General features: G+C 32.9%; 14 protein-coding genes. 5 read left to right on the top strand and 9 right to left on the bottom strand.

What is annotated here, in order from left to right; all coding sequences use genetic code 11:
* Positions 1–251: 251 nt before the first annotated feature.
* From AAC024_RS11055 to AAC024_RS11075, 5 genes are all read left to right on the top strand, one after another.
* Positions 252–374 carry a hypothetical protein gene (locus AAC024_RS11055; protein WP_339895451.1) on the top strand — a complete coding sequence of 41 codons (123 nt, stop codon included), beginning with the start codon at positions 252–254 and terminating at the stop codon, positions 372–374.
* Positions 375–424: 50 nt separating this feature from the next.
* Complete coding sequence (locus AAC024_RS11060) at positions 425–1537, top strand: Fic family protein (protein ID WP_339895452.1); 1113 nt, start codon at positions 425–427, stop codon at positions 1535–1537.
* 246 nt (positions 1538–1783) lie between these two features.
* Positions 1784–2461, top strand: a complete 678-nt coding sequence (trmD, locus tag AAC024_RS11065) for a tRNA (guanosine(37)-N1)-methyltransferase TrmD (protein ID WP_339895453.1) — start codon at positions 1784–1786, stop codon at positions 2459–2461.
* A 468-nt stretch (positions 2462–2929) separates the two neighbouring features.
* On the top strand, positions 2930–3280 hold the full coding sequence (gene rplS, locus AAC024_RS11070; RefSeq protein ID WP_339895454.1) for a 50S ribosomal protein L19: 351 nt from the start codon (positions 2930–2932) through the stop codon (positions 3278–3280).
* 1139 nt (positions 3281–4419) lie between these two features.
* Positions 4420–5565 (top strand): saccharopine dehydrogenase C-terminal domain-containing protein, encoded by a 1146-nt coding sequence (locus AAC024_RS11075; RefSeq protein ID WP_339895455.1) that lies wholly within the window; start codon positions 4420–4422, stop codon positions 5563–5565.
* A gap of 90 nt (positions 5566–5655) precedes the next feature.
* Here AAC024_RS11075 and AAC024_RS11080 read toward each other — a convergent pair whose 3' ends face one another.
* The 9 genes from AAC024_RS11080 to AAC024_RS11120 all read right to left on the bottom strand — a co-directional run bounded on the left by AAC024_RS11080 (position 5656) and on the right by AAC024_RS11120 (position 12581).
* A complete protein-coding gene (locus tag AAC024_RS11080) occupies positions 5656–6291 on the bottom strand; it encodes a hypothetical protein (protein WP_339895456.1) in 636 nt (211 codons plus the stop codon).
* A 10-nt stretch (positions 6292–6301) separates the two neighbouring features.
* Positions 6302–6970, bottom strand: coding sequence for a hypothetical protein (locus AAC024_RS11085; RefSeq protein WP_339895457.1), 669 nt, complete (start codon positions 6968–6970; stop codon positions 6302–6304).
* Positions 6971–6983: 13 nt separating this feature from the next.
* On the bottom strand, positions 6984–7430 hold the full coding sequence (locus tag AAC024_RS11090; RefSeq protein ID WP_339895458.1) for a hypothetical protein: 447 nt from the start codon (positions 7428–7430) through the stop codon (positions 6984–6986).
* Between the two features lie 108 nt (positions 7431–7538).
* A complete protein-coding gene (locus AAC024_RS11095) occupies positions 7539–8057 on the bottom strand; it encodes an Hsp20/alpha crystallin family protein (protein WP_339895459.1) in 519 nt (172 codons plus the stop codon).
* A gap of 295 nt (positions 8058–8352) precedes the next feature.
* Positions 8353–8769: a hypothetical protein gene (locus AAC024_RS11100; RefSeq protein WP_339895460.1), complete on the bottom strand. Its 417-nt coding sequence runs from the start codon at positions 8767–8769 to the stop codon at positions 8353–8355.
* Between the two features lie 18 nt (positions 8770–8787).
* On the bottom strand, positions 8788–10161 hold the full coding sequence (locus tag AAC024_RS11105) for an MBL fold metallo-hydrolase (protein ID WP_339895461.1): 1374 nt from the start codon (positions 10159–10161) through the stop codon (positions 8788–8790).
* 205 nt (positions 10162–10366) lie between these two features.
* The gene (locus AAC024_RS11110; protein WP_339895462.1) at positions 10367–11212 is read right to left on the bottom strand and encodes a restriction endonuclease; all 846 of its coding nucleotides are present in this window, start codon (positions 11210–11212) and stop codon (positions 10367–10369) included.
* 31 nt (positions 11213–11243) lie between these two features.
* Positions 11244–11681 carry a hypothetical protein gene (locus tag AAC024_RS11115; RefSeq protein ID WP_339895463.1) on the bottom strand — a complete coding sequence of 146 codons (438 nt, stop codon included), beginning with the start codon at positions 11679–11681 and terminating at the stop codon, positions 11244–11246.
* Positions 11682–11726: 45 nt separating this feature from the next.
* Positions 11727–12581: a universal stress protein gene (locus tag AAC024_RS11120; protein ID WP_339895464.1), complete on the bottom strand. Its 855-nt coding sequence runs from the start codon at positions 12579–12581 to the stop codon at positions 11727–11729.
* Between the last annotated feature and the right edge of the window lie 190 nt (positions 12582–12771).

Consider the following 12771-nt stretch of genomic DNA (forward strand, 5'->3'; position numbering starts at 1 on the left):
TTTTTCAATGAACTTAATCATATTTTGTATCCCCAAGTAACGCAGGACACACAACGTTAGTTCAACAAAGTATATAAAAAATTGCTGGTTTTAGCTTAACCAATGTGAGTTGCTTTGTTTGCTTGCATCCGATTTTCCTTCGGAAAATCCTCGCACACAAACACGCAACTTTCCATATACATAACCGTTAAACGAACCTCCCCAAATCACAACAAAATTCCCCTTACAACCTTCCAAATAATTAAATTAAAATGGGCATAGATAACATCACCGTTTTACCAGAATTACTTAAAAGTCCGTTTGAAGGCACGTTATCTGCAAAGTGGTGTGCGGAGAAAAATAACTACATTTACCGCATATTTTGCGGAGAATAATTTGGCGGTGCGGAGAAAAACAATTAAATTTACCGCATAATGTGCGGAGAATGAGTAAATATATATACGAATACGATGAATGGCCATATTTTACTTGGGATTCAAATAAATTACTGAATTTAGTTTCAGAAGTACGAAATTTACAGGGACAACTTACTGGGAAAATGGATGCTTTAGGGTTCAATTTACAAAATGAAGCCTTTCTTGAAACACTTTCACAAGATGTAATTAAATCTAGCGAAATAGAAGGTGAGATACTTGATAATGATCAAGTGAGGTCATCCATAGCAAGAAGATTGGGGATGGACATAAGCGGATTAGTAGAAAGTGATAGAAACGTAGACGGTGTGGTAGAAATGATGTTAGACGCAACGCAAAAGTTCAATAAAGAGTTAACAGAAGACAGGCTCTTTGGATGGCACTCCTCATTATTTCCATCAGGAAGGAGTGGAATGCATAAAATAATTGTTGGTAACTGGCGAGATGATTCTACAGGACCTATGCAAGTGATTTCTGGTCCAATGGGCAGAGAGAAAGTTCATTTTCAGGCTCCAAATGCCACTAAAATTCAAAAAGAAATGGACCAATTTCTTAATTGGTTTAATAAAGAAAAAAGTGATGATCCTGTATTAAAGGCAGCGATTGCACATCTATGGTTTATAACTATTCATCCTTTTGAGGATGGAAATGGTAGAATGGCTAGAGCGATTACGGATCTTACATTATCAAGATCTGAAAAACGTCCTGAGAGGTTTTATAGCATGTCGACCCAAATAAGAAATGAAAAAAAACAATACTATGGTATTTTAGAAACAACACAAAAGAACACCCCTGATATCACAGATTGGTTAGAATGGTTTTTACTCTGTTTAAAAAATGCAATCATTGCATCAGATGAAATTGTCCAAAAAGTAATGATAAAACATAAATTTTGGAACGAAAATAAATCTGTTCCATTTAATGAAAGGCAAATAAAAATTATAAATATGCTATTTAATACCTTTTTCGGAAACTTAACAACAACAAAATGGGCGAAAATTAATAAATGTTCTCCAGATACTGCTCTAAGAGATATACACGATTTAATAAATAAGAAAATTTTAAAAAAACAAGAAGGTGGCGGAAGAAGTACAAGTTACGAAATAATAAAACCCAGCAGATAACAATGGCCATAATTAATGCGGGTTTTGGTGCTTAACCCAAAGTTTTGAGCTTTTAACTAAGTCCACCAAATCTTTTGATTTGGCTTTAAAAATGAAAAAATAAAACAAAATAAAAAGTTTTGGCTAAGTGCTAGTTCGAAAGTTCAGTTTTCTGAATTCCCGTACTAACCATAGCCGAGGCGTTAAACGAACCTCGCCAAATCACAACAAAATTCCCCTTACAACCTTCAAAATAATTAAATTAAAATGCGCATAGATATCATAACTGTTTTACCAGAATTACTTAAAAGTCCGTTTGAAGCTTCCATTTTAAAACGTGCTATTGAAGCCGGTTTGGTAGAAGTCCATTTTCATAATTTAAGAGATTATACTACTGATAATTACAAATCTATAGACGACACGCAGTTTGGTGGTGGTGCAGGTATGGTAATGATGGTAGAACCTATTGATAAATGTATTTCGGCATTACAAGAAGAACGCCATTATGATGAAGTGATTTATATGACACCAGATGGTGAAACCTTAAAACAAGGTATTGCCAACCAATTATCATTAAAAGAAAACATGATTATTTTATGCGGTCATTATAAAGGTGTTGACCAACGGGTACGCGACCATTTTATAACGCGCGAAATTTCCATTGGGGATTATGTATTATCTGGTGGCGAGTTGGGAGCTGCTGTACTTTGCGATGCTATAATTAGATTAATACCAGGTGTATTAGGTAATGAAACCTCTGCCCTAACCGACTCCTTTCAAGATGGATTGTTAGCACCGCCTATTTACACAAAACCAAGAGACTATAAAGGTTGGAAAGTACCTGAATTGTTATTTGGTGGAAACTTTCCTGAAATTGAAAAATGGCGTGAAGAGCAAGCCTATTTAAGAACTAAAGAACGACGCCCTGATTTGTTGGATGATTAATAGAACGTCATTGCGAGGCGTTTTTACGACGTGGCAATCTTTTTAATTGTAGTTCCTTATGTGAGATTACGTCGTCATTCTTCCTCGTAATGACGTAATTTGATTAACTTTTTGTTAAAATTGAAACTACTAACCATAAACAAGTCTGTGTTAAGGATAGAAGCGGCATCCTTTATGCGAAGCTTTAAATAAATTTAACTTTAATTGAAACTTCATGTAAATTTAATAGATAGATCCCGAAACAAGTTCGGGACTGCTTCGCATAAAGATATAGCGGATAGCCTGACTTTTTGCTTTTACTAAACATGAAACTATTACGATATTTTCAAGCAAAAAGAAACACCAAAAAAACACAAATAAAAGGTTGCAGATTATGAATTAATAGTTATTTTTGCAGCCAATTTCGGATTAACCTCTGGCGAGAATCGTGAATGTTGTTCTGGATTAATTATAATTAAATTTAAAGATATGGAATCTTTAGTAAAATTTGTACAAGACGAATTTGTAACAAGAATAGATTTACCAGAATTTGCTGCTGGTGACACCATTACAGTATTCTACGAAATTAAAGAGGGTAACAAAACGCGTACTCAGTTTTTTAGAGGCGTAGTAATACAAAGAAGAGGGACTGGAAGTTCAGAAACTTTTACAATTAGAAAAATGTCTGGATCAATTGGTGTAGAGCGTATCTTCCCAGTTAACTTACCTGCATTACAAAAAATAGAAATTAACAAACGTGGTAAAGTGCGTAGAGCACGTATATTCTACTTTAGAGGCCTTACTGGTAAGAAAGCTAGAATTGCTGAGCGTAGACATTAATAACGATACACCTGCATTTGCAGTGTTTAAAAAGCCTTGAGATTTTCTCAGGGCTTTTTTTTACACTAATTGTTGATTAAAGATATCGTAAAATAAAATAGCTTGTCCCGATTTTTTAAGAAATAATTTTTTCTTAATGTGAATTATAAAAATGAAGCATAGCCTTAGTTACGGGTTCTTTTTATGATGAAACAGAAAGGGAAAAAGATCATTTAATTCTGATGGATTTAATTTACAACTCGTGTTGTTAACAAAAGTTAATAAGTACGGTTTATAAGTGGTTGATATCTAATAGCTTAAAAAATTTGTTTTTTTGAAATCTGATGTTATATTTACAAAAGAAATAATGACGACCTCGGTTGGTTTCGCCTTAAAAACGAATTTACATGACTTTCTAAATAAGGAAACGTTCTTTATATAATTGTTTTTGAGGTTGTATTGTAGCACGTGTATGCGTGTAATACGAAACAACCATGACATTATAAAAAGTGGCACATGTGCAAGCAGGTGAAAACTAGTATAATGAAAAGCTTAAAAAAGCAACATTTGTGAAAGTGGATGTTGTAATGAGAGCAATGCTAATAGCAAATTTAACGCGAAAGCGAAGAGGGAGTGAAAAGCATCAAGAAAACAATTAACAGAAACATTTTAGTAATATGTCAATACATTTTGAAAATTACAATTATGTTTCGTTGAAATAATAAAACTTGAACTGAAAAGGTTTAGATGAAAATTTTAAACAAACATTAGTAGAAATACTAATTAGGTCATGTTGAGTTATTTCAAAAAAGCCATATCAACGGAGATTAAGTTCTGCTATGATATGGCTTTTGTTTTTTATCAAATTACCACTATTTTATCAAATTACCACTATCTCTTGGATCAAGACGGTTTCATTTTAGCCTTGGAGCAAAAAACCGTCCCGAAAGCTTCCGGGATTATATTTTGCCCCACCCGGAATTACGAAAAGGCAATTCCGACCTCCCCTTTGGGGAGGTAAATTCGGAAACCCCGAGGTAGAATCGTCGGGTAATTATTTAGATTAAACACTTCATTTATTTTTAAAGCGCTACCAATTTTTAGACTAAACTTGGTAAATTATCCTTAAATTAGTGTACATTATTTATGAAAAAGCAACTATGAAAACGCACTATAACATTATTATTGCTGGAGCCGGTGGTATTGCGCAAGCTGCTGGACTTATTTTGGCGGAGTGGAGCACCGTAACACCAACCATTTATATTGGGAACCGTACCCTTTCAAAAGCCAACAAAGTTGCCCATTGGATTATGAAAGGCACCACCAAACCTTGTAAAGTTATTGGGTTTCATCTAGATCCATTACATATTTCCGACGCCGTAAAAATCATTTTTAAAAATGGTGATGCCCTACTCGACTGCTTACCTGGTAGTTTAGCACCAACCATGGCGAAACTCGCAACTCATAATAACCTCTATTATGCCAACCTTACCGAATATGTTGCAGAAACAAACCAAATTATAGATTTAGCTAAACATGCTAAAACAGGTTTCGTTTTGCAAACAGGTTTAGCGCCCGGTTATATTGATGTATTGGCACATTTTATGTTCCAAGAATTTTGCAAGCACTACCAAATGAATCAGGCAGATAAACTAGAATTAAAGGTGGGCGCACTCACCAATCATGCCATTGCACCACATTTTTACGGGTTTACTTGGAGTCCCGTTGGTGTGGCTACAGAATATGTAAAGGATTGTATTGTTATTCGAGATTTTAAAAAAATGGCGCTTCCTGCCCTTTCTGAAAGAAGCCGAATCATCATTAACGGGATTACTTATGAAGACAATCTCACCTCTGGCGGTGCAGCAGACCTTCCTGATGCCTTGAGCGGCAAAGTGCAGCATCTGGATTATAAAACGTTGCGACACCCAGGCCATTATGGATGGGTTGAGAACCAATTAACAGGTTTAAAAAAAAATTCCAAAGATTCTATTTCTGGTTTACAAGACATTATGCTAGATAACATTCCGCATGTGGAAGACGACCAAATTGTAATTTATACTGCTGTAGAAGGTAAGGACTCTAAAGGCATCTTACGCAGAGTCGAAATTGCTAAACATATTAAACCACTACAAATAGGTAAACATACGCTACGAGCCATACAAACAACCACTGCGGCTCCTTTAGTACAAGCCATTCAATGGTTGTTGGAAACAAAACCTAAAGGCGTTATACTTCAAAGCCAACTGAATGCAAAGATTTTTTTAAATGGTGCGTTTATAACTAGGGTTTATGGAACGGTTTAAGATGCCCCTTTAGAATAGGCAATCTGGCTACCGCAGTTTCTTATTTTGTGGGTGATGTTCTTGAAGGTATCAGCACTAGCTAAGATTAATTTATTTTTTGCGTATTAGTTTTTCCCGCTCTAAAGTCTTAATCAATTTTTTAATGTAGGCATTCATAGCTTTATCACTATTATATGGATCTACCAAATCAAAAGAACCTTGCCAAATTAAAGACTTATCAGACGTTTTGTTTAGATTATACAAGGATGTTTCAATATTGAAAACTTTATATCTGCTGGAATGCTCCTGCTTAAAATAAGCTTTTTGATAGGCTAAATAATAAAGGGCAAAACGTCGTAAATGATAATCGGTTTTTGAAGATTCACTACCATAAGATTCATTATCACTTACACTTTTAACCAAAGAGACCAAAACCGTATCGTACCCTTTTGATAGTAATTTATCAATCTGAGCTTCAATATCTTTTGCCGCTTGTTTAGAGTCTGTAAACGTTGTTTCAAAAACTACAGCACTTTGTACAGCTATAATATTTCTAGTATTTAAATGGGTTATAAGTTGAAACTCAAAAGCTTTGCGCGCTTCATAATTAGGCGTAACACCAACAACTAAGACTTTTTGAGGTTTAAATGTCTTATACTCAGGGTTTTTCCAGCTATTGATGAGTCTTGTTGAAGAGCAACTTGGTATCAATAAAATAAAAACCAAGACCACTACCCTTTTAATCATGACACTCATATTACTTAATAGCCTCTTCATTTAATTGTTCCTCAAACAGCACTGGGTTGATAAGTTGTTGTTCGTCTAAAACAACAATAACAAGTCTTACATAATCATTTACCGTCTCACGGATAGATTCTGGATCCATAACATCTATATAGCCTTTCCAAATAAGTTCTCTGTCTTTGGTGGGGCAAATACAATACATGGCTGTTTCTGTATGATACACCGTGTATTCTTCATAATAATCCGGATTATAGAAAGCATCTTGATACATTAAATAATCTTCTCTAAACTTTCTATGGGTTCTATCATAGCCGTCATAATTCGTCTTGTAGACAATTTTATCTTCTACGCCTATGACCTTTGTGAATAAAATAGTATCAAATCCATCCATTATAAGATTGCCTTCAAGTGCTTTAAGCTCTTCTTCTGTCTTTTTTTCTGAAGCAAAAGATGGCTCAAAATATGCTGAACTCATTACAGCTTCTATGCCTCTGGTATTGAATTCTTTTTGTAATTGCCTTTCAAATTGCTGTCTAGCTTTAAGGTTTGAAGTCATACCCACCAACAAAACCTTATTAGGATAATACTGGTCAATATCCGGGTTTTTCCAGTTTTCAACCAGCTCTGTTGTGGAGCATCCTAAAATCAAAAAGCAAATAGCTAAAATTTTAATAAGTTTCATTAGTGCTTTATTTTTATTGAAGCAGGCGCTTTTGTTTCCCTTCTTTTATAATACTTTTTATAAGTGTGAATAATTGCGATTTTAAAGCTCTGTATTTTTCTAAAAAGCGACTTACTTTAATGATGAGTTTTCCATGTTCATCTTTATAAGCGTTTTCTTCTTTAAGCTGATTTATGCCGTCCACCATAATTTTAAGTCCTTTTTCATGGTTTACTATGGTATTTATCAATATATCGGTTTCCTTTTGTGAGGTACTTAATTGGTCAATAATTTTTTTACTGTGCATAAAATGTTTTGAATCTATAAGCTGAAGGGTGTACGATTTTACCAAATCATCAAAAAATAGCTGCTCGTCTTTTGCAAACCTTAGTTCAGATAACCATTTAAGAGAACCGCTATGCATAGTTTCTGTGCTTAACCATGCTTCATATTTTTTTTCTGTAACTTTTTTAGTTTTCATTTTGAGTTATTTTAAGGTTGAAAAAAAGCAGAAAGGAAGCTAATGATGGTCATACCAAATAAACTTCAAATTTATTTGGTATGACTACTTTCTGCTCTAAATAAAAAGTTATAGAACTTCAATAACTTTTTTAGGTACATCTTTTACAATGGTTTCTTCTTTTTTTAATAGTTTAATTTTTAGAACACCATTTTTGTAAACTGCTTTCACATCTTGATCTAAATCTATAGAAGGCGGAAGTGTCAAAGATTTTTCAAAGGATTTATAACTAAATTCTTTACGAGCATAATCGTCTTCTTTTGTCTCATCTTCTACCTCTTTTTCACCACAAACATGAAGTACATCATCTTCAATAAAAACTTCAAAATCTTTTTTATTAAAGCTTGGAGCTGCAAATTCAATTTCAAAATCTTTTTTATGCTCTTGTACGTTCATTGCTGGCATCAGGCTATTTTCTTCAAAGAAATCATTATCAAAAACGTCCTCAAATTTTGTCAGATTATTTAAGTTAGGACTAAATAATCTGTTGCCCCAAGGTCTTAATAAACTATTACTCCAAGGGGTAAGTAATTGATTTTCAAGTGGAGATAAACCGTTACGTCTTCTCTTTTTCATTAATGTTGTCATAATAATATATATTTAGGTTAAACTTATATTGTAACTCTAATGTATTTACAGAAAGCGATTTTTACAATGATATATATCAGTCAGATAATGGAGTTATTAGAAACTTTTTTTTAACTTTTAGTTTTTAGTACATGACAAAAATTTGGAATAGAATTATAAACTGCACACATATAGCATATTACGGATTTTTTATTTTGTAGACCTCACAGGTTTTAAAAACCTGTGAGGTCTTTGTTATCCTGAAAATTGCGAGTAGTTTATCTCTCGAAATTAATTTTTGTCATGTACTTAACTTTTAGTTATTAATAACGCTTTCTATGAACTGAAACAACCTAAATTTAAAAATGAAAATTTTTTCCTTAAAGTTGAATATTTTATGTTTTATGGCATCATGCTCTTTAATAAAAAAATGATCGCAAGCCAAATCTTCGCACTCAATTTTCTTTCCAATTAGTTTGGCATCTGAACTTAAATCATTCAATAAATTTGTGCAGTTTTCATTCAGAGCCTGTATTTCATTTTTAAACTTAACCAGGGTTTCATACAAATTAATTTCGTGAGGTTTAAAAATGGGCTTATCTAATAATAATTTATAAAATTGAAGTTCGAATTTTAAATTTTCAAGACTCGTTATATCCGTCAATATATTGAACTGTAATTCTTCTATAGATTTATCATCTGTGAAGCTTTTATACGATTGTAGTGTTTCCATGGTTTCACTGTTTTAAGATTATATCATCACTTTTTCTACATCTGTAAGTTTTGGAATGGTAACCTGCCAGTTGTAAGTATCTTCTATTTTTACTCGAAATGCATCTAAAGCAGTAGATTCGCCATGAATTAAAAACACCTTTTCTGGAATATTTTTAATATTACTCATCCAATCTAACAAATCGTTTTGATCTGCATGTGCCGATAAGCTTTCTATACTTTTGATAGTGGCTTTTACGGGATAGTATTTACCAAAAAAGCGTATTTCATGCACCCCTTCTTGTAATTGTCTGCCTCTAGTACCCTCAACTTGATACCCTACCAAAAGTACCGTAGTTGATGGCTCATCAATAAGTTGTTGTAAATAGGTTAAAACGCGACCACCAGTTACCATACCGCTACCTGCTATAATTATTTTAGAACGTTTATCGTCAATGGTTTCCCAAGTTTCTTTATAAGATTGAATACAATTTATGTGGTTGCACATGGCATGATAATCTGCCATTGATAATTTATGCCACTTAGGAAAACGCTTAAAAACCTCTAAAACATTATTTCCCATTGGGCTATCAATAAAAATGGGGATGTTTGGTATCTTATTTTTTTTATAAAGTTTCCAAAGCACATACATGAGTGTTTGCAAACGCTCTACTGCAAAACTTGGTATGATTAAATTTCCTTTTTTATGAATGGTTTCGCTAATAATTTGAGAAAGTATAGCTTCTATATTGTCATCAGGATGCAATTTGTTTCCGTAGGTACTCTCGATAAATAAAAAATCTGCCCATTCGGGTTTCTTAGGGTTTTCTAATAAATAATCATTGGGTCTGCCAATATCTCCTGAAAATACAAATCGTTTTCCGTTTATATCTAATTCAATAAAAGTGGCCCCAATAATATGGCCGTTATACTGAAAACGATAAGATATGTTTGTTGAAAGCGGAATCCATTTATTAAGCAATTCTGCTTGAAACTGTCTTATGGTTTTTTCGGCTTCAAATTTAGTGTAAAAGGGTAATGCCGGATTGTGTTTGGAATATTTTTCTTGGTTTGCTTTATTGGCTTCTTCTTCATGAATTTTAGCACTGTCTTTCAATATAATTTCAGCAATAGCTAGCGTTGGTGCTGTTCCTATAATTTTACCTATAAACCCCTGTTTTACTAAACGCGGTAAGTAGCCCACATGATCTAAATGACCATGGGTAAGCAATACGGTATCAATAGTATTAACGTTAACGGGTAAATTGCTCCAATTAAGGGTTCTTAATTCTTTTAAACCTTGAAACATACCGCAGTCTATCAAGATGTTTTTCTCTGAGGTTTCTATAAGAAATTTAGATCCCGTAACCACACTGGCAGCGCCTAAAAAATTGATTTTTACAAAATTATTCATGTTGAATTTTATTCTTTATAGTTAAAATCTAATTTGAAAAATGCCGCGAATACACTAATTTTTATTTATTATGGATTAATGCAAAAAGAATCTACGCTAATTCTCAAAAAACTATAGATTTTTTATTTGTGATAATTATTTTTACATCTATTTTTAGTTTTAATTAGTGCATTAGTGGCTCTCAATTAAAAGTATAAGTCTACCCTTAATGATTACAAAGCATTTTTATTTCATTCAAGATTTTTTCTTTTCTTGTTTCAGAAATTCCTAGATGGTCTAAATAAAAAACATCGCCTATTAATTCTCTGCACAATACCACATCCCTACTTAGTAAAAACTGTTTTTCCCTTTTGGTTAATAAGGTAGATACCGTAATAGGGTATAATCCTAACCGATCTATGCGATCTTTTAAACCATCATTTTTAGGATAATCCCAGCTTAATAAATACAAATTAACACAGTTACCATATTGTATGGCGGCGTCTGTAAAACGTGTGTTCGTAACTACCCACCCTTTAGTTAGTGTAGATTTATTTTTTGCGGTTAAATTCCAAAAGGCTTTTACATCATTATACCGTGAATTTATATATAACGGAATCTTTACATTGCAATTAAGCCCTTCTTCGTTATGAAATTTACATTCTATGGCATATATTTCGTTATTCTTGTGCGCAATAATATCAATTTCGTGAGTAACACATTGCCCTTGTAAAACAATATCTATTTCAGTTTTATATCCTGAATATTTTAATAGGACACCAATAAAACGTTCAAAAGGAAAGCCTGTTGGTCCCAATTCGTAAATGGCTTTTTTTAGTTTGTATTTAGAAGCCAAATAACTTTTTTTCTTTTTTAGTAACGAGAATGCTCTATTATAGATTTCTTTGGTTGAAATACCTTGATATAACTCATCTCTAACGTTGTCTATAATTTGATTTACGGTTTGCTGGTCTGCACCACTGCGTTTTATGGACGTCTTTAATTTATCCAAAGAAAATTTCACTTTCTCACCCGATGATTTAATGATATCGATTGTGTTTGTTTGTATCATTAGTGTTATAATTTTAAATCATAAGTATTGACTATAATCTACTTTCTTTAAAAAAGGCTTTTACCCAAGCTTTTACTTGTCTTTTGGTCATGCTATCCGTTTTTACAACACCTTTAACTTTAGCACTTAATTCTTTATAAGATGTGTTTAACTCTTTATTAAATTTATCTTTAATCTCTGCTGGACCAAAAAGTACAATAGCATCTGCATCTTTAATTACTGAAGCTAAATTTTTAAAATATTTTTTTTGTTGAAGCTTTTCTCGTTCTAAATATTTACTATCTTGAATAACATCTTGCGGGCCACCTTTTAGTCGCGTTCCCGAACCACCACGAACATGAAAATGCTCAATATTAGATAGTATCGTATTCAAGCTGATATCTCCATTATACAGCATTACAATAATGGCTTTTTCTTTATCTAACCAAACACCGGTTCGTTTTATTTGATTGAATTTTGACTTTGACATAATAATCTATTTTAAAAGTCTTTTTTTAAAGACTATAATTCATAATTAGTTTCTTAAATCGTGCATTACAAATATGGGGACCTTGGAGTCGTAACCAATTTCTTTTACTAATGGGTTGCTTAAAATGCTCCCAAAAAAGGCGTGTTTCTTATTTATAAAAGCCACCAAATCACTATCTCTGCTTTCTACAAAGCAATTTATAGCAGTAGGTATTTCTTTATGGCTGAGTGTATGAAATGTATGAGGTACGCTTTCAAAATATTCTTGTAATAAGGTTTTATTACTGAGTTGCTTTTCGCTCAATTTGTTTTCAGTAGCTACGTGCAAAACCCTAATGGAAGCATTACAATTTTTAGCCAAATCGATTAAATAATTAAGCTCTCTTCTTTTTAGATGGGTTTTAAAACCAGTAGGAAATACAATTTCTTTTGGCAAATTATGTTTTGCTTGTTCTGGTACTACTATTACAGGGCAGTTTCTTACCTTTTCCATCACAGCTATGGCTACACCTCCAAAAATTTTTGTTCTAGAAGCGGTTTTACCTTTGGTGCCCATAATGATCATCTCTATATCCTTTTCTTCTACTACATTTTTAATAGCTTCAACAACGCCATTAAGCACAGATATCGTTTCAAAATGATGCTTTGGGTTATCGTGGTCTCTAAAAGTTAACATATCCAAAACTTTGGCTAAACCGTTTTCAGAATCTAGTTTTGCGGTTTCATACATTTCACTTCCAGGTTCCATATTCATCAAATTACTTATCATGTTGCCAGTAGCAGAAAACACATTCATAATATAAAAATCAACATGTTCTTTTTTATATAGCTCTATTGCATAAGTTATGGCATGCCACGCGTTTTTGGAAAAATCTGTTGGTAATAATATTTTGCGTTTCATGAGTTTGTTTTTTATAGTATTTAGTGTCTGGACGGAAACAGACGATTTTTATAATTTGAATTAGTTTTGATGTCGTTTTTGTTTAGTTTTATGAGTTGATGCCTTAGTATCAAGCGATTAAAAACAAACTGAAAGGGCGCAAAAAGAAACAAATTTAATTTTGCTGTGTTTCCGTCCAGACACTATTTAA

Source organism: uncultured Algibacter sp., from assembly GCF_963976535.1.
Lineage (GTDB): Bacteria > Bacteroidota > Bacteroidia > Flavobacteriales > Flavobacteriaceae > Algibacter_B.